Below are 23,423 nucleotides of genomic sequence, written 5' to 3'. Positions count from 1 at the left end.
CGAAGCGACGCGACGAAGGAGCGCCCTTGAGGGACCGGCCCGACCCGGAAGACGATGGGACGGACGGGAAACCCCCAGCCCCACTCTGATCCCGAATCAGTGGCTCCCGACCATCCGAAGCCCCCGACCAGCGCCCCTGATCCCGCCCCGCTGAGGTCCCGCCCCGCCGAAGCTCCCGCCCAACGTCCCTGACACCGCCAGCCGAGGTCCCGCCCCCGAAGCCCCCGCCCCCGCCCCCGCCCCCACCCCCACCCCGAAACGCAGTGGCAGACCACGCCCCCGCCCCGCCAGGATCACCTCGTGATCATTTCCTTTGATGTGGACGGCCCCCTCCACGGCCCCGCCGTCGTCCTCCTTCACTCCTCCGTCTGCGACCGGCGGATGTGGGACGCCCAGTACGAGGCCCTCGTCGAGGACGGGTTCCGGGTGGTCCGGCCCGACTTCCGGACCTGCGGGGACTCCCCCGCCGCGCAGGGCCCGTACAGCGACGACGGTGACGTCGTCGCGCTGCTGGACCGGCTCGGCATCGAGCGCGCAGCGCTCGTCGGCTCCTCCTACGGCGGCCGGGTCGCCCTGGGGATCGCCGCCCTGCACCCGGACCGGGTGACCCGCCTCGCCCTGCTCTGCGCGGGCCGACCGGGCCACCGGCCCGAGGGGCCGGAGGTGCGGGAGTTCGGCGCCGCCGAGGACGCGTTGCTGGAGGCCGGCGACCTGGAGGGCGCGGCCGCACTGAACGCCCGTACGTGGCTCGGCCCGGACGCCGACGAGGCCGCGCACGCCCTCGTACGGGCCATGCAGCTGCGGAACTTCCAGGGCTCCGTGCACCTCACCGAGGACCACGAACTCCCCGAGCCGGACATCGACCTCGCCGCCGTCACCGCCCCGACCCTCGCCGTCGGCGGTGCCCACGACCTCCCCGGCTTCCGCCGCATCGCCGCCGAACTCCCGGCGCTCGTCCCCGGCGCCCGCCACCTGGAGCTCCCCTGGGCGGGCCACCTGCCCTCGCTGGAGCGCCCCGCGGAGATCACGGACCTGCTGCGGAAGTTCCTCCACCCGATCCGGTGAAGCGGGCGCTTACGGGACGCGCGCGTGCCCCGGTCCTACGATGATGCTCTCGACCCAGCCCACGGGAGGCCCGAGATGTCCGCAGCACCCGTCGAGTACTCCGCGTACCCGAACGAGGACCGGCCGCTGCCCCTGCTCGAAGCGGCCAACAGGCTCATGGAGCAGGCCCCTGGCTACCGTGTCGAGATCATCGGAGGTCAGCTCACCGTGACGCCGCCGGCGGACCTACCCCATTCCAGGGTGCTGAACAAGATCACCCGTCCGTTCGTCGCCGCAGGCCTGGACGACGGTGAAACCGAGGTGCATCAGGGCATCGGGCTATGGCTGCCTGGTGGACCGGAGGACTACGCCATCCCGGACCTCGTCGTGATCGACGCGGACAGCGATGAGCACCTCGTCAGGAACAACTGCTATGACCCGGTCGTGTTCCGCCTCGTCCTCGAAGTGACGTCGAGCAACTACAACACCGACCTGCGCTCCAAGGTCGGGGCCTACGCGAGCGCCGCGGTACCGGTCTACGTCATCGTGAACCGCCAGCACCAGCGGCTCCACGTGCTGACCGATCCCGAGGACGGCGACTACAGCACCCATCGGGTCTACGCACCCGGCGAGCTCGCCACCCTCCCCGACTCCATCGGCGCCAAGGTCACCCTCGACGTGGAGGAGCTTCTGGCGGCGGGCCGGCCGCAGCCCCGGAAGAAGGCCGCGCCGCCCGCACCGGAGGCCTAGCCGCGCTTGCGGCTCAGGCCCAGGCCGACGCCCACCAGGAGCGCCGCCGCGAGGACGATCGCCGCGTCGGCCGCCAGGACCGTCCGGACCCCGTCGAAGAGCGAGGCCTGGGTGGTGGCCAGGACGCCGAGCAGCGGGATGCCGATCGTGAGGCCGACCTGCTGGGTGGTGGTGACCAGGCCGGTCGCCAGGCCCTGCTCCTCGTCGGGCACGCCGCTCGTCACGACCAGTCCGTACGAGATGATCGCGCCGAGGTGGCACATGCTGGCCAGCGAGACGGCCGCGGTCGCCAGCAGCGCGCCGGAGTCCGTGCCCACCGCCAGCAGCGCGGTCCCGAGCAACCCCTGGCCGAGCAGCGATCCGACCAGGACCCGACGCGCGCCGAAGCGGCCGATGAACCTCGGGGCGTACGAGCCGGCGACGACGGACGCGACGCCCTGGACGCCGAACACCAGGCCCGTCCGGAAGGACGACAGTTCCAGCGTCTCCTGGAGGTAGAGGGTCAGTACGAAGACGACCGTCGACATCATCGAGAACGTCACCAGCCCGGCGATGTTGCCCCACGCGACCGTGCGCCGCTTCAGCATCGGCAGCGACACCAGCGGCGCCGCGGCCTTCGACTCCACCACCACGAACGCGGCGAGCAGCCCGATCCCGACCACCAGCGTGCCCCAGACGTCCACGTCGCCGAAGCCCCGCTGGGCCGCCGTCGACAGGGCGTAGATCAGCGCGAGCAGACCGCCGGTGACGGTGACCGCCCCGGGCACGTCCAGTCGCGGCCGCTCGGGCGTACGGGACTCCGGGAGCAGCCCGGGGGCGAGGACCAGGACGACCGCCGCGGCGACCGCGAGCAGGCCCATCGTGGAGCGCCAGCCCAGGGTGTCGGTCATGACACCGCCGAGCACCATGCCGATGGTGAAGCCGAGGGACAGCAGGGTGCCGGAGATGCCGAGCGCCTTGTCGCGCAGCGGCCCCTCGGGGAAGGTCGTGGTCAGCAAGGACATGCCGGTCGGCACGATGACCGCCGCGCCCAGCCCCTGGAGGGCGCGCCCGGTCAGGAAGGACGCCGGGTCCCAGGCGAGGGTCGCGAGCAGCGAGGCCGCGCCGAAGAGCACGAGGCCGGTCAGGAACAGCTTCTTGCGGCCGTACAGGTCGGCGATCCGGCCGAAGAGGAGCAGGAAGCCGCCGGACGGCAGCGCGAACGCGGTGACCGCCCACTGGAGGGCGGACTGGCTCAGCCCCAGGTCCTTGCCGAGCACCGGCAGGGCCACGTTCAGTACGGAGAAGTCGAGCGCCACCATGAACTGGGCGGCGCAGAGCACGAAGAGGACCAGCTTGGCCCGGCCGGAGAGCTGGGCGTCCTCGGGGTTCGCGGGGGCCGCCGTGCGCGGCCCGGTCGTTGTCGTCTGTGTGTCGATCGCCATGGCCACTACCCTCGCGGCCCGGGAATGTCCGTGCAGAGAGGGAACTTATCCTGTTGGCGGCACCACCAGGCAGCCTGACAGGGGGACTTCGTGGCGACGCGGATCGACGAGCACCGGCGGACCGAACTGCGCGAGTTCCTCATGAGCAGACGGGCCCGCATCACCCCGACCGAGGCGGGCCTGCCGGACGGCGGGGCCCGCCGTCGCACACCGGGCCTGCGCCGGGAGGAGGTCGCGGTCCTCGCCGGGGTCGGGGTCTCCTGGTACCAGTGGCTGGAGCAGGGCCGCGACATCACCGTGTCCTCGCAGGTCCTGGACTCGGTGGGCCGCGTACTGAAGCTCACCAGCGCCGAACGCCGGCACCTGTACGTCCTCGCCGGGCTCAATCCGCCCGCCCTGGAGGTCGCCCCGGCCGACCGGGACATGTGCCAGGGCCTGAAGCGGCTGATCGACGCCTGGATGCCGTTCCCCGCGCACATCATGGACGCCTACTGGAACACGGTGATGTACAACGACGCGGCCGCGCTCGTCTTCGGGATGCGCCCGGAGATCGTGCAGAACTGCCTGATCGCCTTCTTCACCGACCCCATCTACCGGGCCCGCTCCCCGCACTGGGACGAGGTCGCCTGCAACGTGGTGGCCCAGTTCCGGGCGGCCTGCTCGGAGCGTCCGAACGACGAGGGGTTCCGGGCCGTGGTCGAGGAGGCGCGGGAGCTCAGCGAGGAGTTCGCCGAGCTGTGGGAGCGCCGCGACGTCGAGCCGGGCGGCCAGCTCCGGAAGCAGATGGACCATCCGGTCGTCGGCACGCTGCACGTGGAGTCGACCCAGCTGCGCGTGCCGGCCCGCCCCGACCTGGCGATCGTGCTCCACACCCCGCTGCCGGGCACCGAGACGGCGGAGAAGCTGGAGTGGCTGACGTCGCCGGAGGGCCGGCGCGGGTCGATGTACCCGATCGCCGGCTGAGCCCCCTCCGCCTGTTCAGTCCGAGGTCACTTCGTCCGCTCGGCGGCGCTGCGCTCGACGCAGAACTCGTTGCCCTCGGGGTCGGCGAGGGTCACCCAGCCGGCGCCGTCGGCCTTGCGGTGATCGCCGACGACGGTGGCGCCCAGGGCGACGATGCGCTCCACCTCCTCGTCGCGCGTCCGGTCCTGCGGCTGCACGTCCAGGTGGACGCGGTTCTTGACGGTCTTGACATCGGGCACCGTGACGAACAGCAGCGCCGAGCCGGGCGCCGTGACCAGCGCCTCGGGGTCGCCGGGGAAGTCCTCGTCGGAGATCGTGCCGTCCAGGACGCCGGCCCAGAACTGCCCCAGGCGATAGGCGTCGGAACAGTCGATGGTGATGTGTCGTACGAGAGAAGCCATGGGCGCACTATCGGCCAGGCCCTCGACACCTGTCCAACGATTTGGACCGGAGGCTCTCTGTGATGGAGTGGGGCCATGACCGACTTCGAGACGATCACGGTTGCCGACCACCTCTGCGGATATCCGGGAGTCGCGTTCGGCGGCTATGTGGCGGGCGTGCTCGCCGGGCGGGCGACCGCGAAGACCGTACGGGTGGACTTCAGGCGGCCCGTACCGACCGGCGGGCCGGTCCGGCTCACCGAGGCGGCGGGCGGGGGCGCCGAACTGACCGCCGGTGAGCTGCTGCTGGCCGCCGCGACACCCGCCGAGCTGGACACGGACGTACCGGACGCGCCCTCCTGGACGGTGGCCTCGGCAGCGGCCGACGCCTACCGGGCGGCCCCGCCGGACGGGTCGACCGACTGCTTCGGCTGCGGCCTGGACCGTACGCCCTCCACGGGACTGCGCCTGCACTGCGGCCCGGTACCGGGCGGCGCCATGGTCGCCACGGCCTGGACCCCGGCCGTCGAACTCGGCGGTCCGGACGGCATGTTGCCGCCCGAGCTGGTGTGGGGCGCGCTGGACTGCCCGGGGAACGCGGCGGGACGCCTGCTCGACGACCGCCCGGCGGGCGCCGTCACGGCCTCGCTGTCCGCACGGCTGCTGCGGCCGGTCCCCGTCGGCACGGGCCTGGTCTCGTACGCCTGGATGCTCGGGTCCGAGGGCCGCAAGTACCGGGCGGGCACGGCCCTGGCCACGGCGACGGGCGACCTCTGCGCCTTCGCCGAGGCCCTGTGGGTGGAACCTAGGCCGACGCCTGCGCCGTGAAGGCGGCCCAGGCCGCGGGGGTGAGGGTGAGGGCGGGGCGGGTGGTGTCCTTGGAGTCGCGGACGTGGACGGCGGAGGGGCAGGCGGCGACCTCTACGCACTCGCCGCCGTCACCACCGCTGTAGCTGCTCTTGTGCCAGGCCAGGGCTACTTCTATGCACTCGCCGCCGGAGCCGCCGCTGTAACTGCTTTTGAACCAGGCCAGTTCCATGCTCATCGCTCCCTTAGCAGCCGCTCGATCCGGCGCGCCGATTCCTTCGGGCTCAGCGCCGCCCCTCGAATGTTCGCATGGCGCTGAACCATCTCGCTGACCACTTTCCGCTCCGAGATCACCCAGCTCTGGCCCTGGCCTTCGACATAGCCGAACATTCGGTGCTCCGGCGTCTCCGCGATCGTCATCGGGCCTTCCGAACCAAGGGTCTCCTCGCACTCCACAGGGATCAGCTGGATCCGCACATGCGCTAATCGACCGCATTCCAGCAGGTGTTGGAGCTGCTCGCGCCAAGCCACCTCTCCGCCGATCCGACGCAGGAGGAAAGTCTCTTCCAGGAGGAAGCACAGCGCCGGAGGCGGGTCACGGTGAAGCAGTGCCTGGCGGCCGATGCGGTCCTCCAGGCGGCGTTCGATCTCCGCCGGGTCCACCGGCGGCCAATGGTCCTCGAAGACCTGGCGGGCGTATGTCGGCGTCTGGAGCAGGCCGTGCAGCACGTGCGTCGAGTACACCCACAGACTCACCGCCTTCTTCTCGATCGGCGCGAAGTCCCGGAACTGCGGCGCGTACCGCCCCTCCTCCTCCAGGTACGGCAGTACCGCCTTCAGCAGCCCTTCTCCTGCGAGCAGTTCGTCGACCCGCTCGATCATCCCCGGTTCCATCGCCCGGTCGCCGCGCTCGAACGCCCCGATCGCCGACGACGAGAAGTTCGTCCGGCCGCCCAGCTCCTGCCGCGAGACCCCGCGCTTCTCGCGCAGCGTCCGCATCTGCGCGCCGAGTCCTCGCCGCAGCGGTGACGGGAGGGGTTCACTGGGGTTCACGGCCTCGGACACCGGCGTCACAGCCCTTCACGGATCGCCGTCCGTGACGGCGCGACTACTGTTCCAGGCTAGGGCCGAGCCGCCACCCTGTGCCCCATGAACGACGAAATCCCCGACTGGGTCCCCGAGGCCGGCTTCCAGCTCCGCCTCGCGGGTGTGCACTTCGACGCCCTGCGCATTCAGGGACAGCTCGGCGAGGAGACCGCCGAGCAGCTGTGCCGGCTCACCGATGGCGACGCCGGGCCGATCGTCTACGAGCTCAACGGCTTCCGGTGGATGCACTTCCTGCTCCCGCCCGGCACCGCGCGGGAGCACAGCTGGCCCTCGTACACACAGCGGTACACCTCGCGCACCCGCTACGCCACCGCGTACGTCGGCGTGCCCGCGCTGTACGGGACCACGTGGCCGCTCGCGTGGCGGTCGGTGCCGACGCGGACGGCGCCCTTCGTGGATCCGGGGATGCTGGAGAAGACATTCGCTTGAACCTGTTCAAAAAAAGCCCTACAGTCATCCCTGTCAGCAGTATTGAACATGTTCAAGGGGGCTGGGGCAATGGACCTCACCGTGGTCGCGTACGTCATCTACCTGCTCATCAGCATCGGGCTCACCGTCTGGGTCGCCCGTACGCTCAGCCGTAACGGCCGCGTCTTCATCGGCGACGTCCTGGCGGGGAACGAGAAGCTCGCGGACGCCGTCAACCAGCTGCTCGTGGTCGGCTTCTACCTCGTGAACATCGGCTTCGTGACCCTCTACCTGCGGTCGGGCGAGGAGATAGTCCAGGCCCGCCACCTCTTCGAGGCGCTCTCGGTCAAGCTCGGTGTCGTCCTGCTGGTCCTCGGTGTCATGCACCTCGGCAACGTCTGGGTCCTCAACAAGATGCGCCGTCGGGGAATCATGGAGCGTCAGCAGACTCCGCCCGTCGCCCCGCAGGGGTGGACCGCTCCGGCCGGGGCCTGAGGCCGTGGCCACCTCGGGCTCGGGAGCGGTACGCGAGCTGACCGTCCTGTACGACGCGAACTGCCCGCTCTGCGTACACATCCGGCACTGGCTGATGGAACAGCACTGGCTGGTCCCGCTCGCCCTGGTCCCCGCCGCGTCGTACGAGGCGCGGCGGCGGTTCCCCCGGCTCGACCACGCGTCGACGCTGAAGGAGATCACCGTCATCGGGGACTCCGGGCAGGTGTGGACCGGGACGGACGCCTTCATCGTGTGCCTGTGGGCGCTGGCCGAGCACCGGCCGAGGGCCAACTGGCTGGCCACGCCCGCCGGACGGCCCTTCGCCCGGGCCGCCATGTACACGGCCGCCAAGTGGCGTCAGGCGGTACGGACCGAGGGGGATCCGCAGGCCCCGGACGAACCGGCCTGTGACGACCACTGCTCCGTCCCCCGATAGGCTCGTGCACCGTGACTGATCAGAAGGCTCCCAAGAGCGAGCAGACCCGCACGCTCATCCTCGAAACCGCGCTCCGTCTTTTCCAGGAGCGCGGCTTCGACAAGACGACGATGCGGGGTATCGCGAAGGAGGCCGGTGTCTCGGTCGGCAACGCCTATTACTACTTCGAATCGAAGGAACACCTCGTCCAGGGGTTCTACGACCGGATCGGCGCCGCTCACCAGGCGGCGGTCCGGCCCATCCTGGACAGCGAGACCGATTTGCAGAAGAGGCTCGCGGGCGTGCTGACGAGCTGGATGGACATCGCGGCTCCGTATCACGAGTTCGCCTCCCAGTTCTTCAAGAACGCCGCGGACCCCGAAAGTCCGCTCAGCCCCTTCTCGCCGGAGTCGGAGGACGCGCGGCAGGCGGCCATCGACATCCACCGCGAGGTGCTGGCGGGGGCGAAGACCAAGGTGCCGGCCGAGCTGGCCGACGTACTGCCGGAGCTGATGTGGCTCTCGCAGATGGGTCTGGTCCTGTACTGGGTCTTCGACCGCTCGCCGAACAGCGAGAAGACGCGGCGGCTCGCGGAGCGCGGCGCGCAGCTGACGACGCGGGGCATCGTGCTGGCCCGGTTCAAGGTGCTGCGGCCGCTGGTGCGCGAAGTGCACGAGCTGTTCGCGGACTTCCTGCCCGGCATGGCGCAGACGGCTACGGCGAGTGCCCGCAAGCGGGCCTCGGACCCCGATCGGAATCCGGACCCCGCGTAGGTCCGGGATTCCGCGTAGGCCCGGATTCCTCGTAGGACTACAGCCAGTTGAGTTCCCACGAGGGGGCTTCTCGCTATGCCGGTTGGGCTTCGCGGCGGACCAGCCCGGCCCGTAGAACGTTCAGGGCGCCCACTGTGTCGGCGTGCGCGGTCTGGCCGCACAGGACGCAGTGGAACTTCTCCTGGGTGGGCCGGCTCAGCGGTTCGCTGACGGTTCGGGGTGGTCAGGCCCGATATGAGGCGAGTTCGACGACGGTGACGTCGGACGGCGCGCCCACCCGGACCGGCGGCCCCCATGCGCCCGCTCCGCGGGACACGTAGAGCTGGGTGTCGCCGTAGCGTTCCAGGCCGGCGACGGTGGGGTTGGCGAGCTCGGCGAGGTAGTTGCCGGGCCAGAGCTGGCCGCCGTGGGTGTGGCCGGAGAGCTGGAGGTCGACGCCGTGCCGGACGGCGTCGTGGATGACGACGGGCTGGTGGGCGAGGAGCACGGCGGTGCGGGTCCGGTCCCGGTCGCCGAGGGCCGCCCGGAAGTCGGGGCCGTGGCCCTCGCTCTCGCCCGCGATGTCGTTCACGCCGGCGAGGTCGAAGTACGGGAGCGCGCGGCGGGCGTTCTCCAGCGGGGTGAGGCCGAGCTCGCGGACGTGGTCCACCCACTGCTGGGCGCCGGAGAAGTACTCGTGGTTTCCGGTCACGAAGTACGCGCCGTGGCGGGCGCTGAGCCGGCGCAGCGGTTCGGCGGCGGGCCCGAGGTCGTGGACGTTGCCGTCGACGAGGTCGCCGACGATGGCGATGAGGTCGGGCTGGGTGCGGTTGACGGTGTCGACGATGCGCTGGGTGTGGGCGCGGCCGAGGACCGGGCCGAGGTGGACGTCGCTGACGACGGCGATCCGGAAGCCGTGCGCGGCGCGCGGCAGCTTGGCCAGGGGGACCTGGACCCGGCGGACGCTGGGGCCGCGCAGGACCCCGTACGCGCCGTTCGCGACGGTCCCGACGGCCACGGCGGCGGCCGCCCCGCCGATCGCTCGCGCGACGAACCTCCGGCGGTTCAGCAGAAGTCCGTCGGGTTCGGTCGGCCCGGAGCCGGGGCTCTGCGGGGCGGGTGCCGGGTCGTCCGTGCCCGTGCCGGTGCCCGTGCCCGTGCCCGTGCCGGTGCCCTGCGGGGCCTTCCCCTTCCCCGCCCCTTCCCGCAACCGGGGCTCCGCCCCGGACCCCGTACGGGCGCTTCGCGCCTGCGCCTCAAACGCCGGCGGGGCTGAATCGGAGGGGATCCCGTGGGCCGGACGGCGGAGCAGCAGCGCGCGGACGGGCTCCGCGAGCAGCATCGTCAGGGTCAGGTACAGGAGCACCGCGAGCCAGAGGAACCCCGGCCAGGCCACCGCCTGCTGGAGGCGGAAAGGGGCTCCGGCGCGGCCCGTGGTCAGTGCGGCCACGGAGAGGAGGGGCAGGGCGATGGTGAGGGCAGTGCCGATGCGGCGGGGCAGGCCGCCGGGGGCGGTGGTGTCGCGGACCAGACGGATCCAGAGCCACCGGTGGACCAGGACGAGCAGCGCGAGGACCAGGAGCGCGACCAGCGCGAAGAGGGCGATTCTCACGCGTTCGACCCGGTACGTGATTCACGCCGCAGGGCGCGGACCCCACGCAACCCGATCACACCGACGGCCGTCCCCAGGAGAAAGGACGTCACCGCGAGCGTCAGGTGCACCCAGAAGTAGGCCGTCGGGTCGCCCGCCGCGTCGAACGCCAGCCCGCTGCCGTCCTTCCACAGGTTCCGGACGAAAGACACCCAGATGAACCAGCTCCACACTCCGAAGGCGAGCAGGAACCAGGAGGCGGCACGGCTGAGTTTCATGCCCCCAGTATCGGATTCGTCCCCGGGACGGACGCGCCGGGGTGGGCTGTCCCGGCGGTCGTTTCGCCGCATTGGCCGGTCCGCGACGGTATCCAGCCCATCGGGAGGTACTTTCACCTGCGTGTCTGTAAAGAAGACCGCGCTGACGGTCCTTTCCGCCGCGCTCCTGGTCCCCGCGATGCTCGTGGCCCCCGCGCACGCCTCGCCGAACCCGCCCGCGCCGCCGGCCGACGGGAAGGGGCCGAAGACTCCGAACGCGCCGGCGGCACCCGCACCCCCCGCGTCGATGTCCACGGTCGGCGGATCCCTGCTCGGCCAGCCGGGGACCCAGGTGAACCTGCTGCCGGGTGCGCCCGCCCTGCCCACGAACCTCACGGGCCGGTCGTGGATCGTGGCCGACGCGGAGTCCGGCGAGGTCCTGGCCGCGCACAACGCGCACTGGCGGCTGCCCCCGGCCTCCACCATGAAGATGCTCTTCGCGGACACGGTGCTGCCGGGCCTCCCCAAGAGCCAGGTCCACAAGGTCACCGACAAGGACATGGACGGCGTCGGGCCGGGCAGCAGCCTGGTCGGGGTCAAGGAGGACCTCGAGTACAGCGTCCACGACCTGTGGCTCGGGGTGTTCCTGCGGTCGGGGAACGACGCCGTGCACGTGCTTTCGGCCATGAACGGCGGCATCGGGAAGACCGTCAAGGACATGCAGGCCCACGCCGAGGAACTGCAGGCCCTGGACACCCATGTGATCTCGCCCGACGGGTACGACGCCCCGGAGCAGGTGTCGAGCGCGTACGACCTCACCCTCATCGCCCGCTCCGGGCTGCAGAAGCAGGACTTCCGGGAGTACTGCGGCACGGTCTCGGCGAAGTTCCCCGGCAAGCAGGAGGCCGGGAAGCCGCGTGAGTACTTCGAGATCCAGAACACCAACCGGCTCATGACGGGCGCCGGCGGCATCTCCCCGTACAAGGGCATCGCCGGTGTGAAGAACGGCAACACCACGATGGCGGGCTCCACCTTCACCGGCGCCGCTCAGCAGGGCAAGCGGAAGCTGCTGGTCACGGTGATGAACCCGGGCGCCGGCGGCATCAACTCGGTGTACGAGGAGACCGCCGCGCTCTTCGACTGGGGGTTCGCGGCGGCCGGGAAGGTCAAGCCGGTGGGCGAGCTGGTGCCGCCGAAGAGCGCGGACACCAGTCCCCACGGCTCGCCCGCCCAGTCCCACGAGAACAACGCGGCGGCGGCCGGCGGCGGCTCGGGCGGCGGCTTCGGCACCGCGCTCGGTGTCGCGGGCGGTGCGCTGGCGCTCCTGGCGGGCGGCGCCTTCGTGGTCAACCGCCGCTGGCCCCGCGGCCGCCGGGGGCGGGGCGAGGACCTGGTGTAAGCCCGGGCCCGACCGAGCCGGTCCGGGCTCGTACCTGCCCGGACCTGCCCGGACCGGTCCGGACCGTTCGGTCAGAACGTGCGCTCGGTGAACCGTGCCCGATCCGTGAATTCACCCGAACGGGAATCGCCCTAGGCGCGGGCCGGGGTGGGGCCCGGATCGGGCTCCGGCTCCGGCTCCGGCTCCGGGTCCTCCTTGCCGTCGCCGTCCGCGTCGTCGCGGGTCGCCGTCCAGGACGAGACGTAGAGCAGCAGCTTCGCCGTGAAGTTGATCCAGAGCAGCAGGGCGATCGGCACGCCGAAGGCCCCGTACATGCTCTTCGTCGCGACCTCCCGCATGTAGCCGCTGAGCAGGAGCTTCAGCAGTTCGAAGCCCGCCGCGCCGATGAGGGCCGCCTGGATCAGGCGGCCGCGCGGCGGTTCGACGCCGGGGAGCAGGGTCAGCAGGTAGAGCAGAAGCAGGAACGCGGCCACGACGCCGACGAGGAAGGCGGCCGTGCGCAGCAGCGCGCCGCCCGCGCCCTCGCGCGGGATGTGCAGCCACTCGGCGGACTTCCCGACGGCGCTGGCGCCGAAGATCGAGGCGATGGCCGAGGCCAGGGCCGCGCCGCCGAGGCCGAGGAGCACCAGCCCGTCCTTGCCCTTGCGGACGATCGGGTTCTCCTGGTCCTCGTCGTCCTTCTCCCACACCGCGCGCAGGCAGTCCCGCATCGAGCCCACCCAGCCGATGCCGGTGAAGAGCAGCAGGGCGCCGGCGACGAGGCCGACCGTGCCCGCGTTCGCGACGAGAGCGTCGAGGTCGAGCTGGTCGGAGATGCCGGGGACCTGTTCGGAGAGGCTCTTCTGGAGCCGGTCGAGCTGCTCCTGGCTGAGGAGCGCCACGCCGACGGCGGCGGCCACGGTGATCAGCGGAAAGAGCGCGAGGAAGCTGATGAAGGTGATCGCCGCGGCGAGCCGGGTCCAGTGGACGCGGTCGAGACGTTCGTACGAACGCCACGCGTGGGTCCGCATGAGACGCGCCGCCAGTGACCCGATCACCGGGAGTTTCGTCAGCCAGTCCATGGGGTCACCGTAATTGAGCTGCCGGAAATAGCCGGGATTGTCGCTTTCGGGCACTACGGTCGTCGATTGTGACTTTTCGCGAAGTGCCCCGGACGGACCGTCCGTTCCACACCCTGGTCCTGCGCAGGCTCAGGTTCCGCACCCACCAGGCCCTGCGGCCGCTCCGTCAGGAGCGGCGGCGTACGGTCTCGTCAGTGGGTGAGCCCAGTTGCGCCGGGACCCCGGTCGTCGGGCCCGTCCCGAAAGGGTATTCGCGCAGCTTGCGCCAGACCCCGTCCGAGCCCTGCTCGTAGAGCGCGAAGCCCTCGCAGACCCACTCGGCGGCGTACTCGGAGAGGGCGGTGAACGCCAGGTCCATCGCCTCCTCGGAGATCCCGTGGGCGACCGTGACGTGGGGGTGGTACGGGAAGGCCAGCTCGCGGCTGAGCGGCCCGTCGGGGTCGCGGACCTCGCCCTGGAGGCGGGTGCAGCCCGCGGCGCCCTCGACGACCTGGACGAAGACGACCGGCGAGAGGGGACGGAAGGTTCCCGTCCCCGCCAGCCGCATCGGGAAACCGTGGAAGGCGGCCGCGACCGCGGCCAGGTGGGCGCGGATCTCCGGCAGCCGGTCCGCCTCCACCTCGGTGGGCGGGACGAGGGTGACGTGCGTGGGGATGCCGTGCGCGGCGGCGTCCCCGAAGCCGGCGCGCAGCTCCTGGAGCTGGCTGCCGTACGGCTCCGGGACCGCGATCGAAACGCCGAGCGTTACGGTCCCCACGTATCTCTCCTCCGCTTGTCTGCATGGGTGCTGCCGCCCCAGTGTGGCGGCAGCACCCCCGGTATCGCCAGGGCCGTCTGTCGTTCGATCGCGCGTCAGTGCTTCGCGGGCAGGAAACCGAGGCGGTCGTACGTCTGCGCCAGGGTCTCGGCGGCGACCGCGCGGGCCTTCTCCGCGCCCTTGGCCAGGATGGAGTCCAGCGTCTCCGGGTCGTCCAGGTATTCCTGGGTGCGCCGCTTGAACGGTGTGACGAAATCGACCATCACGCCGGCCAGGTCCGTCTTCAGCGCGCCGTAGCCCTTGCCCTCGTACTTCGCCTCCAGGGCGGCGATCGTCTCGCCCGTGAGGGTGGAGTAGATCGTGAGCAGGTTGCTGACGCCGGGCTTCTTCTCGGTGTCGAAGCGGACCTCGGCCTCGGTGTCGGTGACCGCGCTCTTGATCTTCTTCTCGGTGACCTTGGGCTCGTCGAGGAGGTTGATCAGGCCCTTGGGGGAGGACGCGGACTTCGACATCTTGATCGCCGGGTCCTGGAGGTCGTAGATCTTCGCGACCTCCTTGACGATGTGCGCGGCGGGGAGGGTGAAGGTCTGCCCGAAGCGCTGGTTGAAGCGCTCGGCCAGGTCGCGGGTCAGCTCGATGTGCTGGCGCTGGTCCTCGCCGACGGGGACCGAGTTCGCCTGGTAGAGCAGGATGTCGGCGACCTGGAGGATCGGGTACGTGAACAGTCCGACGGTGGCGTTGTTGACGCCGCCCCTGGCGGACTTGTCCTTGAACTGGGTCATCCGGCTGGCCTCGCCGAAGCCGGTGATGCAGTTCATGACCCAGCCGAGCTGCGCGTGCTCGGGCACGTGGCTCTGGATGAAGAGCGTGCAGCGCTCGGGGTCCAGACCCGCGGCGAGGAGCTGCGCGGCGGAGAGCCGGGTGTTGGCGCGCAGATCCTTCGGATCCTGCGGCATGGTGATCGCGTGCAGGTCGACGACCATGTAGAACGCGTCGTGCGTCTCCTGCAGGGCGACGTACTGGCGGATGGCTCCGAGGTAGTTCCCGAGGTGGAACGAACCGGAGGTGGGCTGGATGCCGGAGAGCGCGCGAGGACGATCAGAAGCCATGGCTTCATTCTCTCAGGTGCGGGGGCGGGCTCGGGCCCGCCGCTGGCCGGATCCTTCCGGGTCGCGGCGTCCGTGCCGTTGCCCTGCCGGGGTACCGGGCGGTAGCGGCCCGGCCGGATCTTGCCCCGGCCGAGCGACCGCTTTCCCCGCCGCCGCGAAGCCGTAGCCCCCGGGCGCTGCCCGGCCCCGGCGCCTCAAACGCCGGCGGGGCTGGGTACGGCTCCGCCCCGTCGGTGCGGGTGCCGCCGGGCACGACCCAGCCCCGCCGGCGTTTGAGGCGCGGGCGGAGCCCGGGGAGGCGGCTAGAGGGGGAGGCCCGGGGCCGGGAAGGCCGACATCAGGGTGGTGACCTCCGCGCGGACGGCGGCCAGGCCCGGCTCGTCGGACTTGGCGGCCGCGTCCACCGACCGCGCGATCCAGTCCGCCACCACCGGCATGTGCTCCGTGGACAGCCCCCTCGACGTCAGGGACGGGGTGCCGATCCTGATGCCCGACGGGTCGAACGGCTTGCGGGGGTCGAACGGGACCGTGTTGTAGTTCACCACGATCCCCGCCCGGTCGAGGGCCCTGGCCGCGACCTTGCCCGCCACCGCCTTGCCCGTCAGGTCGATCAGGATCAGGTGGTTGTCCGTACCGCCCGAGACCAGGTCGAAGCCCCGCTCCAGCAGCGCCGCCGCCAGCGCCTTCGCGTTGGCGACGACCGCGTGGGCGTACGAGACGAACGACGGCTGCGCCGCCTCGTGCAGCGCCACCGCGATACCGGCCGTCGTCTGGTTGTGCGGCCCGCCCTGGAGGCCGGGGAACACGGCCTTGTCGATGGCCTTCGCGTGCTCCTCGCGGCACATCAGCATCGCGCCGCGCGGACCGCGCAGGGTCTTGTGCGTGGTCGTGGAGATCACGTCCACGTGCCCCGCCGGGGACGGGTGCGCCCCGCCCGCGATCAGGCCCGCGATGTGCGCCACGTCCGCGACGAGGACCGAGCCCGCCTCCTCGGCGATGGACGCGAACGCCGCGAAGTCGATCGTGCGCGGCAGCGCCGTACCACCGCAGAAGATCAGCTTGGGGCGTTCCGCCAGGGCGAGGTCGCGTACGGCGTCGTAGTCGATGAGCCCCGTGTCCGCGCGGACGCCGTACTGCACGCCCCGGAACCACGACCCCGTCGCCGAGACGCCCCAGCCGTGGGTCAGGTGCCCGCCCATCGGCAGCGCCATGCCCATCACCGTGTCGCCCGGCTTCGCGAAGGCCAGGTAGACGGCCAGGTTCGCCGGGGAGCCGGAGTACGGCTGGACGTTGGCGTGGTCCACCCCGAACAGGCCCTTGGCCCGCTCGACGGCGAGGGCCTCGACGCGGTCGATGTTCTGCTGGCCCTCGTAGTAGCGGCGGCCCGGGTAGCCCTCGCTGTACTTGTTCTGCAGCACCGTGCCGGAGGCTTCGAGCACGGCGGCGGACACGTAGTTCTCGCTCGGGATCAGGCGCAGGGTCTCCGCCTGGAGCACTTCCTCCGCCGCGACGAAGGACGCCAGTTCGGGGTCGGTCGCGGCAAGGGCGGGATGGACGAGAGGGGCGGGACGGTGGCTCGCGGACATGGCGGGCTCCTCCGGGGTCGATGTGATCGGTACCCCGCGAGGCCCAGGCGAGCGGCCCTGTGTGCGGTCGAGCGCGCACGACTCCCCCGGAGTTGGTTCTCCGTACGCCAGTCGCCGTGCGTATTCCCCACCTTAGCGGGCGCGCCACAAGAAAGGTTTCTCCGTCCGTTATACGAGCGAGGATGGACAGTGACGCCACCCTCGTCACAGGCCTGACGGACGATCGGAGACCCCGTGTCGACAACTGCTGATGCCATCCGCTCCGCCGAAGCGCACAGCGCGCACAACTACCATCCGCTGCCCGTGGTCGTCGCCACCGCGGAAGGCGCGTGGATGACCGACGTGGAGGGCCGCCGCTACCTGGACATGCTCGCCGGCTACTCGGCGCTCAACTTCGGGCACGGCAACCGCCGTCTGCTCGACGCCGCCCGCGCGCAGCTGGACCGGGTCACGCTCACCTCGCGCGCCTTCTACCACGACCGCTTCGCCGATTTCTGTACCGAGCTCGCCGCGCTGTGCGGAAAGGAGATGGTGCTGCCCATGAACACGGGCGCGGAGGCCGTGGAGACGGCCGTGAAGACCGCGCGCAAGTGGGGCTACGAGGTCAAGGGAGTCCCGGACGGCCACGCCAAGATCGTGGTCGCGGCGAACAACTTCCACGGCCGTACGACGACGATCGTCTCCTTCTCCACGGACCACGAGGCGCGCGACCACTACGGCCCGTACACCCCCGGCTTCGAGATCGTCCCGTACGGCGACCTGACCGCGCTGGACGCGGCGGTGACCGCGCACACCGTCGCCGTGATGCTGGAGCCGATCCAGGGCGAGGCCGGGGTGCTGGTGCCGCCCGCCGGATACCTGAAGGGCGTACGGGAGCTGACGCGCGAGCGGAACGTCCTCTTCATGGCGGACGAGATCCAGTCGGGGCTGGGCCGCACGGGCAGGACCTTCGCGTGCGACCACGAGGGGGTCGTCCCCGACCTGTACATCCTCGGCAAGGCGCTCGGCGGCGGGGTGGTGCCGGTCTCGGCCGTCGTCGCCGACCGGGACGTGCTCGGGGTGTTCCGGCCGGGCGAGCACGGGTCCACCTTCGGCGGGAACCCGCTGGCGTGCGCCGTCGGCCTGGAGGTCGTGGCGATGCTCAGGACGGGCGAGTACCAGCAGCGCGCCACCGAGCTCGGCGACCACCTGCACCGGGAGCTGAACCTGATGGTCGGCGGGGGCGCGGTGACCGCCGTACGCGGGCGGGGGCTGTGGGCGGGCGTGGACATCGAGCCGTCGCGCGGGACCGGACGGGAGATCTCCGAGAAGCTGATGGAGCTCGGCGTCCTGGTGAAGGACACCCACGGGTCCACGATCCGGATCGCCCCGCCGCTGGTGATCAGCAAGGAGGACCTGGACTGGGGTCTGGACCAGCTCAGGTCCCTCCTCGCCGCCTAGGTCGTGTCGTCAAAGTCCCGTCTGGCCGGCGGGGTCTGGCACGCACTCCCCCAGACTCCGTCCGGGGGGACCCCCAGCCGCGTTGTCGTCGGTCGTCGATGCTCCGCATGGGCTCCCTCCTCCGCCTTGCGATCGCACGCACCAGACCCCGCCGGCCCCGCCCTCCGGGCGGCCGACGCTACTTTGACGACACTCCCTAGGCCTACAAGATGACGTGGGGCAGGAAGCGGGCGTACTCGTCCGTGACCGGCCCCGCCGATTCGCGGATGCCGAGCCCCGCCGCCTCGTCCTCGACGACCCACGCGCCGAGCACCACCCGGTTGCCGTCGAAGTCGGGCAGCGGGGCCAGGGCCTGGAAGCAGTACCGCTCGCCCTCCTCCGGTGTGAACGGCTCGCCGGTGCCGTCCGCCGGGTGGAGGGTGACCCCGGCGCCCTCGCGGCCCAGCAGCGGCTTGGCCGCGTAGCCCTCGGCTCCGGGCTCCGCCAGCTCGCGCGGGCCGTCGAGGTAGGCGGGCAGCAGGTTCGGGTGCTCCGGGAAGAGCTCCCACAGGATCGCAAGCAGCGCCTTGTTGGACAGCAGCATCTTCCACAGCGGCTCGATCCAGCAGGTGGTGCCGGAGCCGCCGCCGTGGTCGTACGTGCCGAGGACCTGCGGGGCGAACTCGTCGGTGGCCAGCCACTCCCACGGGTAGAGCTTGAAGCAGGAGCGGATGAAGCGGAGCTTCTCGTCGACGAACCGGCCGGACAGGCTGTCCCAGCCGATCTGCTCCACGGACAGGGCCTGGGTGTCCAGGCCGGCCTGCTCCGCGGTCTCCTGGAGGTAGGCGACCGTCATCAGGTCCTCGCCGAGCTCGTCGGTCTCGGAGTGCGCGAAGTGCAGCGGACCGGGCGGGAGCAGCTCGGCCTGCCGGCGCCAGGCGTCGACGAGGCGCTCGTGGAGGGAGTTCCACTGGTCGGCGCCCGGGAAGCGCTCCTCCATCCAGAACCACTGCGGGCTGGCCGCCTCCACGAGGGAGGTGGGGGTGTCGGCGTTGTACTCCAGCATCTTGGCCGGGCTGCCGGTGCCGTCGTAGCGCAGGTCGAAGCGGCCGTACAGGGAGGGCTGTTCGGCACGGCGGCGCCAGGACTCGGCGATCAGCGCGGCGAGCTTCGGGTCGGTGATGCCGAGGTCGGCGAAACGGTCGTGCTCGACGATGTGCGCGGCCGCGGCCAGGCACATGGCGTGCAGTTCCTCGACGACGTTCTCCAGCGCCTCGACCTCGGGAAGGGAGAAGGAGTAGTAGGCGCTCTCGTCCCAGTAGGGGCGCAGGGAGTCGTCGGGGTAGCGGGTGAGGGGGTAGATCAGCCCCTGCTCCTCGACCGTCTTCTGCCAGTCGGGGCGGGGCTCGATGGTGTGCCGCTCCACGGGTGCTCAGCCGCCGCTGGAGCCGGAGCTGCTGTGCCCGCCGATGCCGCCGCGGGTGACGGCGGACTTGTCGAAGCTGCCGCCGGAGACCTTGCCGTTGCGGACGGTGCCGCCGTAGTAGTACGTGCCCCGGCTGCTGTTGCCGCTGCCGCTCTTGCAGTACTTGTCGTCCAGCTTGTCCAGCGTGTTCCGGTCGACGCAGCGCCGGTCCGGCTCGTTGCTGTTGCCGCAGGCCACGAGCGTGGCCGCGAGCAGGCCCATGCCGCCGAGGACGACGGCGCCGGAGCGCATCCGGCGCTTGTTGCTGCTACTGCTGCTGTCCATGTCTGCTGCTCCCCTTATGGCGTGCTCCCGACAGACTAGAGCGGGGGCCCGGGCCGATGGAATCCGGCCGCCGTGAGATCCGTGACCTAGAGTCAGTTCGTGCTCATTGGGATGATTTGCGCCTTGGGCGCGGCGGTCTGCTTCGGTACGGCGTCCGTTCTGCAGGCGGTGGCGTCGCGGGCCGTGGAGCCGGGGACGGGGTCCGGGGTGGACCCGGCGCTGCTGATGCGGGCGGTCCGGCAGTGGCGATATCTGGCCGGGCTCGGTCTGGACGCGGTGGGCTTCGTGCTCCAGATCATCGCGCTGCGCCACATCCCGATCTACGTGGTGGGGGCCGCGCTGGCCGCGAGCCTGGCCGTGACGGCGGTGGTCGCGGCGAAGCTGATGCGGGTGCGGCTGTCCCGGACGGAGTGGGGCGCGGTGGGGGTGGTGTGCGCGGGGCTGCTGATGCTGGGGCTGGCCTCCGGGGAGGAGGGCTCGGGGGAGGGGTCGCTCGCGCTGAAGCTGGGGCTGCTGGGTGCGGCGGGACTGGTGCTGCTGGTCGGCGCGGCGGCGGGCCGGCTCCCGGACGGGCCGCGGGCGCTGGTACTGGGTCTGGCCGCGGGGACGGGCTTCGGGGTGGTGGAGGTGGCGGTCCGGCTGATCGACGGCTTCTCACCGGCCGAGCTGCGCAATCCCGCCCTGTACGCGTTGCTGCTGGGCGGTGGTGCGGCCTTCCTGCTGCTCACCTCGGCCCTGCAGCGCGGCTCGGTGACGGCGGCGACGGCCGGCCTGGTCCTCGGCGAGACGGTCGGCCCGGCGGTGGTGGGGGTGGTCTGCCTCGGCGACCGCCCCCGGGAGGGCCTGGCCTGGCTGGCGGTGACGGGCTTCGTGGTGGCGGTGGCCGGAGCCCTTGCGCTGGCCCGCTTCGGGGAGCCGCCGGGGGTCGCGCCGGAGCCGGCACCCCCGGCCGCATGACGTCGACGCCGGGCACCGGGGTCGGGCGCCCGGCACTTCCCGGGGAAGGGGCGGATCATCCCGGGTGACATGCGCTGTCGGACCGATGCATCATGATCGCTGTCTACACGGGTCCGCATGCGCCGACCGTCGCCGGGGGGAGCCGGCCGCGCATCCGTCGTGCAGTGCCGCACCCGTCCTGAACCCATGTCGCTCTTCGAAGGAACCTCCTGGTGCGTCCCACTCGTACGACGGTCCTGCTCGCCGCAGGTCTCGTCGCCCTCCTCGGGCTGCCCGCCACCGCGGCCGCCGCCGAGGCCCCGTCCGACCTCTACGTGAACCACGCCGAAGGCGCCAACTGCACGGACAGCGGCTCCGGCTCGAAGGCCGTGCCGTTCTGCACGATCTCGGCGGCGGCCAAGGTCGTCGCGCCGGGCCAGACCGTGCGGATCAAGACGGGCAAGCCGTACGACGAGGCCGTCACCATCGACCGTTCCGGGGAGCCGGGCAAGCCGATCGCCTTCGTCGCCGACGGGGCTGAAGCCTCTCACCAGGTGTATCTGGCGGATGGCAAGGGCCTGACCGTCAGCGGCGCCTCCCACGTGGTCGTTCGCGGACTGCGCACCTCCAGCGGCGTCGCGGTCAGCCGGTCCGCCGATATCGAGCTGGACCGGCTCCACGCCTCCGGAAATCCCGCCGTCGTGGTCGACGGTGGAAGCACGGACGTGCGCGTCAGCCGGAGTTCGCTGATCACTCCTGTCCGGATCGCGGGCGGGTCGCGGGGTACCGTGCTGAGCCGCAACGAGATCCGCGGCTACAGAACGTCGTCGGTCGACGTAATCGACGCTCCCGCCACGGTCGTCACGAACAACACGATCTACCCCGACTGCGAGGCGGCCGTCTCGCTCGGCGGCGACTCGCCGGGCTCCGCGGTGTTCAACAACCTGATCTTCGGCTACCTCTACGCCCCGTGCCCCAAGCCGGACCCGCGCAACGGCATCGCGGTGTCGGCGAGTGCGGTGGCCGGCACCCGCGTCGACTACAACCTGATCGTCGGCCCGTTCACCGATGCCCGGGTGGCCTACAAGTGGGCCGGCTCCGGCTACCAGAGCGCGGCGGCGTTCCAGGCGGCGACCGGGCAGGGGGCGCACGACATCCTCGCCCCGTCGCCCCTGGGCGTCGGGGCGATGGAGGGCTCGCCCACGATCGACTCCGGGGACCCGACGGCGCCGGGCGTGCTGCCCACCGACTTCAACGGACTGCCGGTCGCGGACGACCCGCGCATGCCCAACACCGGTAAGGACGGCGGGTTCATCGACCGCGGTGCCCGTGAGCTGCAGGACGACCTCAGGGGCGTCCGGGTGGAGCTCGAACAGGCCTGGGCACCGGTCGGCACCACGGTGAAGGCGAAGGCGATCCCGGACAGCCCCTGGTCTGCCGCGCTCACCTATCACTACGACTTCGGCGACGGGACGGCTCCGGTCGTCACCAAGGAGCGCACCGCCGATCACGCCTACGCCTCGCCGTGCTCGTGCGTGGTCAAGGTGACGGCGGTGAACGCCGTCGGGAAGCAGGTGTCCGGCGAGCAGACGGCCAAGGTGACCGCGGCCGGGCCGCTCGCCGCGGGCTTCACCGCGACGCCCATCCTGCCGGGTACGGACAGCGCGGGCGCCTTCACTCCCCCGCTCACGGTCGACATCGACCCGCGGGACGCGACGGCCGCCCCCTGGCCGGTGCAGCGCACCCAGGTGGCCTTCGGCGACGGCACCTACGCGCACAGCGAGCACCTCGACGGCTTCCAGCACACCTACAGCCGGCCCGGCACCTACACGGTGACGGTCAGCCTGGGTGACTCCAAGGGCGCCGACTCCACGGTCAGCAAGACCGTGAAGGTCGACTACGCCGCTTCCGGGTACGTGGCCACCGAGCCGTCCCGCGTGCTGGACACCCGCACCACCAACTCCCCGCTTCAGGACGGCACCCCCGCGTCGGTGCCCGTGCCCGTCCTCACCTTCGGGTCGGGGGGCTTCAGCTCGGGCGGTGCGTCCGCGGCGGTCCTGAACGTGACGGTCACCGGCGCCACCGAGGACACCCACCTCAGCGTCTGGCCCTCCGGCCAGCCCCGCCCGGTCACCTCGAACGTCAACATCAAGGCCGGCGGCACCTCCTCCAACACCGTCACCGTCCCCGTCGGCGCCGACGGCAAGGTCTCCGCCCAGCTCAACTCCGGCAAGGCCGCCCTGATCGTCGACTTCGTCGGCTACTACCAGCCGAACACCGGACAGCGCTTCTCCCCGATCGCCCCGACCCGCCTCGCCGACACCCGGACCACGGGCGGCGCCCTCGGCGGCGGCCAGACCCGCACCGTCAAGGTCGCCGGCATCAACGGCATCCCCGCCGACGCCACCGCCGTCGCACTCAACCTGACCGGCACCGGCGCGACCGAAAACGGCCACGTCATCGCCTACCCGGACCCGGCCAAGCGACCCACCACCTCGAACCTCAACCTCGAACCCGGCAAGGACAAGTCCAACCAGGCCATCGTCCCCGTCGGCCCGAACGGCACCATCACCCTCTACACCAACACCGGCTCCACCCACCTCATCCTGGACGCGGTCGGCTACTACGCCAACGACGGCAAAACCCTCTTCACCCCCGCCGTCCCCCAACGCCTCGCCGACACCCGCACCACCGGCAAACTGAACCCCGGCGCGACCACCACCGTCACCGGCCTGCCCGCGGGCGCCATCGGCGCGGCCCTGAACGTCACCGCCACCGAGTCCACCGGCCCCGGCTTCCTCACGGTCTACGGGCACGGCACCACCCGGCCCGAGGCCAGCAGCCTCAACACCCGCCCCGGTGAGACCGTCCCCAACCACGTCACCACCCCCGTCACCGACGGCCGCGTCAGCATCTCCAACAGCTACGGCGGCAGCACCCACGTGATCACCGACCTGCTCGGCTACTTCACCCAGGGCTGACCCCACGCGTGGCAATGGCCCGGCGGACAGGT

Annotated in this window: 25 protein-coding genes and 1 riboswitch; of the genes, 12 read left to right on the top strand and 13 right to left on the bottom strand. The window is 71.5% G+C overall.

Features of this window, described 5'->3' with window-relative positions; genetic code table 11:
• Positions 1 to 300 precede the first annotated feature (300 nt).
• Together ACGFYQ_RS24240 and ACGFYQ_RS24235 are read left to right on the top strand one after the other, a co-directional pair.
• Positions 301 to 1,065 carry an alpha/beta fold hydrolase gene (locus tag ACGFYQ_RS24240; protein WP_393747118.1) on the top strand — a complete coding sequence of 255 codons (765 nt, stop codon included), beginning with the start codon at positions 301 to 303 and terminating at the stop codon, positions 1,063 to 1,065.
• Positions 1,066 to 1,140: 75 nt separating this feature from the next.
• Positions 1,141 to 1,794 (top strand): Uma2 family endonuclease, encoded by a 654-nt coding sequence (locus ACGFYQ_RS24235; protein ID WP_393747116.1) that lies wholly within the window; start codon positions 1,141 to 1,143, stop codon positions 1,792 to 1,794.
• Here the strand turns inward: ACGFYQ_RS24235 and ACGFYQ_RS24230 are convergent.
• Complete coding sequence (locus tag ACGFYQ_RS24230) at positions 1,791 to 3,218, bottom strand: MFS transporter (RefSeq protein WP_393747114.1); 1,428 nt, start codon at positions 3,216 to 3,218, stop codon at positions 1,791 to 1,793. The genes ACGFYQ_RS24235 and ACGFYQ_RS24230 overlap by 4 nt on opposite strands.
• Before the next feature lie 141 nt (positions 3,219 to 3,359).
• Between ACGFYQ_RS24230 and ACGFYQ_RS24225 the strand changes: the two genes are divergently transcribed.
• A complete protein-coding gene (locus ACGFYQ_RS24225; RefSeq protein WP_393747146.1) occupies positions 3,360 to 4,181 on the top strand; it encodes a helix-turn-helix transcriptional regulator in 822 nt (273 codons plus the stop codon).
• A gap of 26 nt (positions 4,182 to 4,207) precedes the next feature.
• Here the strand turns inward: ACGFYQ_RS24225 and ACGFYQ_RS24220 are convergent, their stop codons facing one another.
• Positions 4,208 to 4,582 (bottom strand): VOC family protein, encoded by a 375-nt coding sequence (locus ACGFYQ_RS24220; RefSeq protein ID WP_393747112.1) that lies wholly within the window; start codon positions 4,580 to 4,582, stop codon positions 4,208 to 4,210.
• A 75-nt stretch (positions 4,583 to 4,657) separates the two neighbouring features.
• On the opposite strand from ACGFYQ_RS24220, the gene ACGFYQ_RS24215 reads away from it, so the two are divergent.
• On the top strand, positions 4,658 to 5,389 hold the full coding sequence (locus ACGFYQ_RS24215) for a hypothetical protein (RefSeq protein ID WP_393747110.1): 732 nt from the start codon (positions 4,658 to 4,660) through the stop codon (positions 5,387 to 5,389).
• On the opposite strand, the gene ACGFYQ_RS24210 is transcribed toward ACGFYQ_RS24215, so the two are convergent.
• Positions 5,367 to 5,606 (bottom strand): DUF397 domain-containing protein, encoded by a 240-nt coding sequence (locus ACGFYQ_RS24210; protein ID WP_393747108.1) that lies wholly within the window; start codon positions 5,604 to 5,606, stop codon positions 5,367 to 5,369. The two genes, ACGFYQ_RS24215 and ACGFYQ_RS24210, sit on opposite strands and share 23 nt — an antisense overlap.
• Positions 5,603 to 6,367 (bottom strand): helix-turn-helix transcriptional regulator, encoded by a 765-nt coding sequence (locus ACGFYQ_RS24205; RefSeq protein WP_393747107.1) that lies wholly within the window; start codon positions 6,365 to 6,367, stop codon positions 5,603 to 5,605. The genes ACGFYQ_RS24210 and ACGFYQ_RS24205 overlap by 4 nt, the downstream gene beginning before the upstream one ends.
• 150 nt (positions 6,368 to 6,517) lie before the next feature.
• Here ACGFYQ_RS24205 and ACGFYQ_RS24200 point away from each other — a divergent pair, with 150 nt between their 5' ends.
• The 4 genes from ACGFYQ_RS24200 to ACGFYQ_RS24185 all read left to right on the top strand — a co-directional run bounded on the left by ACGFYQ_RS24200 (position 6,518) and on the right by ACGFYQ_RS24185 (position 8,566).
• The gene (locus ACGFYQ_RS24200; RefSeq protein ID WP_393747105.1) at positions 6,518 to 6,904 is read left to right on the top strand and encodes a hypothetical protein; all 387 of its coding nucleotides are present in this window, start codon (positions 6,518 to 6,520) and stop codon (positions 6,902 to 6,904) included.
• Positions 6,905 to 6,973: 69 nt separating this feature from the next.
• Positions 6,974 to 7,378 (top strand): hypothetical protein, encoded by a 405-nt coding sequence (locus tag ACGFYQ_RS24195; protein WP_393747103.1) that lies wholly within the window; start codon positions 6,974 to 6,976, stop codon positions 7,376 to 7,378.
• Between the two features lie 4 nt (positions 7,379 to 7,382).
• Positions 7,383 to 7,814, top strand: coding sequence for a thiol-disulfide oxidoreductase DCC family protein (locus ACGFYQ_RS24190; protein ID WP_393747101.1), 432 nt, complete (start codon positions 7,383 to 7,385; stop codon positions 7,812 to 7,814).
• A gap of 11 nt (positions 7,815 to 7,825) precedes the next feature.
• Positions 7,826 to 8,566: a TetR family transcriptional regulator gene (locus ACGFYQ_RS24185; RefSeq protein ID WP_393747099.1), complete on the top strand. Its 741-nt coding sequence runs from the start codon at positions 7,826 to 7,828 to the stop codon at positions 8,564 to 8,566.
• A gap of 73 nt (positions 8,567 to 8,639) precedes the next feature.
• Here the strand turns inward: ACGFYQ_RS24185 and ACGFYQ_RS24180 are convergent, their stop codons facing one another.
• Genes ACGFYQ_RS24180 through ACGFYQ_RS24170 form a run of 3 tightly spaced genes read right to left on the bottom strand, consistent with a single transcriptional unit; the run spans position 8,640 to position 10,414 of the window.
• Positions 8,640 to 8,765: a zinc ribbon domain-containing protein gene (locus ACGFYQ_RS24180; protein WP_393747144.1), complete on the bottom strand. Its 126-nt coding sequence runs from the start codon at positions 8,763 to 8,765 to the stop codon at positions 8,640 to 8,642.
• 24 nt (positions 8,766 to 8,789) lie between these two features.
• The gene (locus ACGFYQ_RS24175) at positions 8,790 to 10,157 is read right to left on the bottom strand and encodes a metallophosphoesterase (protein ID WP_393747097.1); all 1,368 of its coding nucleotides are present in this window, start codon (positions 10,155 to 10,157) and stop codon (positions 8,790 to 8,792) included.
• Positions 10,154 to 10,414, bottom strand: coding sequence for an SCO4848 family membrane protein (locus ACGFYQ_RS24170; RefSeq protein WP_393747095.1), 261 nt, complete (start codon positions 10,412 to 10,414; stop codon positions 10,154 to 10,156). Before ACGFYQ_RS24170 ends, ACGFYQ_RS24175 begins: the two co-directional genes overlap by 4 nt.
• On the opposite strand from ACGFYQ_RS24170, the gene ACGFYQ_RS24165 reads away from it, so the two are divergent.
• On the top strand, positions 10,413 to 11,792 hold the full coding sequence (locus ACGFYQ_RS24165; protein WP_393747093.1) for a D-alanyl-D-alanine carboxypeptidase family protein: 1,380 nt from the start codon (positions 10,413 to 10,415) through the stop codon (positions 11,790 to 11,792). The genes ACGFYQ_RS24170 and ACGFYQ_RS24165 overlap by 2 nt on opposite strands.
• Before the next feature lie 131 nt (positions 11,793 to 11,923).
• Here the strand turns inward: ACGFYQ_RS24165 and ACGFYQ_RS24160 are convergent, their stop codons facing one another.
• From ACGFYQ_RS24160 to glyA, 4 genes are all read right to left on the bottom strand, one after another.
• The gene (locus ACGFYQ_RS24160; RefSeq protein ID WP_393747091.1) at positions 11,924 to 12,853 is read right to left on the bottom strand and encodes a YihY/virulence factor BrkB family protein; all 930 of its coding nucleotides are present in this window, start codon (positions 12,851 to 12,853) and stop codon (positions 11,924 to 11,926) included.
• Positions 12,854 to 13,019: 166 nt separating this feature from the next.
• Positions 13,020 to 13,610, bottom strand: coding sequence for a 2'-5' RNA ligase family protein (locus ACGFYQ_RS24155; protein WP_393747089.1), 591 nt, complete (start codon positions 13,608 to 13,610; stop codon positions 13,020 to 13,022).
• 95 nt (positions 13,611 to 13,705) lie between these two features.
• Complete coding sequence (trpS, locus tag ACGFYQ_RS24150) at positions 13,706 to 14,719, bottom strand: tryptophan--tRNA ligase (RefSeq protein WP_393747087.1); 1,014 nt, start codon at positions 14,717 to 14,719, stop codon at positions 13,706 to 13,708.
• Between the two features lie 302 nt (positions 14,720 to 15,021).
• Positions 15,022 to 16,305: a serine hydroxymethyltransferase gene (gene glyA / locus ACGFYQ_RS24145; protein WP_393747085.1), complete on the bottom strand. Its 1,284-nt coding sequence runs from the start codon at positions 16,303 to 16,305 to the stop codon at positions 15,022 to 15,024.
• Between the two features lie 34 nt (positions 16,306 to 16,339).
• A riboswitch (ZMP/ZTP riboswitch) is annotated at positions 16,340 to 16,430 on the bottom strand.
• Between the two features lie 109 nt (positions 16,431 to 16,539).
• Between glyA and rocD the strand changes: the two genes are divergently transcribed.
• Positions 16,540 to 17,745 carry an ornithine--oxo-acid transaminase gene (gene rocD / locus ACGFYQ_RS24140; protein WP_393747083.1) on the top strand — a complete coding sequence of 402 codons (1,206 nt, stop codon included), beginning with the start codon at positions 16,540 to 16,542 and terminating at the stop codon, positions 17,743 to 17,745.
• Between the two features lie 202 nt (positions 17,746 to 17,947).
• Here rocD and ACGFYQ_RS24135 read toward each other — a convergent pair whose 3' ends face one another.
• Complete coding sequence (locus tag ACGFYQ_RS24135) at positions 17,948 to 19,150, bottom strand: glutathionylspermidine synthase family protein (protein WP_393747081.1); 1,203 nt, start codon at positions 19,148 to 19,150, stop codon at positions 17,948 to 17,950.
• Between the two features lie 6 nt (positions 19,151 to 19,156).
• Positions 19,157 to 19,474, bottom strand: coding sequence for a hypothetical protein (locus tag ACGFYQ_RS24130; RefSeq protein ID WP_393747079.1), 318 nt, complete (start codon positions 19,472 to 19,474; stop codon positions 19,157 to 19,159).
• Positions 19,475 to 19,585: 111 nt separating this feature from the next.
• Here ACGFYQ_RS24130 and ACGFYQ_RS24125 point away from each other — a divergent pair, with 111 nt between their 5' ends.
• Both ACGFYQ_RS24125 and ACGFYQ_RS24120 read left to right on the top strand, forming a co-directional pair.
• Positions 19,586 to 20,431 carry a hypothetical protein gene (locus ACGFYQ_RS24125; RefSeq protein ID WP_393747142.1) on the top strand — a complete coding sequence of 282 codons (846 nt, stop codon included), beginning with the start codon at positions 19,586 to 19,588 and terminating at the stop codon, positions 20,429 to 20,431.
• A gap of 212 nt (positions 20,432 to 20,643) precedes the next feature.
• Entirely contained in the window at positions 20,644 to 23,391 is a 2,748-nt protein-coding gene (locus ACGFYQ_RS24120; RefSeq protein ID WP_393747077.1) for a PKD domain-containing protein, read from the top strand.
• Positions 23,392 to 23,423 lie beyond the last annotated feature (32 nt).

This window comes from Streptomyces sp. NPDC048258, from assembly GCF_043201995.1.
Classification (GTDB): Bacteria; Actinomycetota; Actinomycetes; order Streptomycetales; family Streptomycetaceae; genus Streptomyces.
Note: the sequence above shows the minus strand (reverse complement) of the source record. Positions and strands in the feature narration are given on the sequence as shown.